Source organism: Chengkuizengella axinellae (genome assembly GCF_030730905.1).
GTDB lineage: Bacteria > Bacillota > Bacilli > Paenibacillales > KCTC-33759 > Chengkuizengella > Chengkuizengella axinellae.
This window is the reverse complement of the sequence record NZ_JAVAMP010000075.1, coordinates 1-262: the sequence shown is the minus strand read 5'-3', so window position 1 is coordinate 262 and position 262 is coordinate 1. Positions and strand designations below refer to the sequence as shown.

The 262-nt window shown below is 35.9% G+C and carries 1 protein-coding gene; it reads left to right on the top strand.

Annotation, left to right across the window (positions count from 1 at the left end):
- A partial coding sequence (locus tag Q5Y73_RS24730; RefSeq protein WP_305994588.1) for an Ig-like domain-containing protein occupies nucleotides 1-262 on the top strand: 262 nt, incomplete at both ends.

The following is a 262-nucleotide window of genomic DNA, read 5'->3' as shown; positions in this document are numbered from 1 at the left end:
TAGTTTCAACGAGCCAATGGAAACAGCAGTAGAAGATGATATTACTGTTAAAGAAGGTTCAAAAAGATTATCCATCAAATCTGTAGATGTAGATGGAAGTAGTGTAGATGTACTGTTGTACTCTAAATTAGATGATGGTGAAGATTACACAATCACTGTGAATGGTGCGGAAGATTTTGCAGGATATGCAAACATCAGTTTCCAAGAAACATTTACTTATGAAGATTCTGAAGAAGCTCCAACTGCAACTGTTGTAGATGCA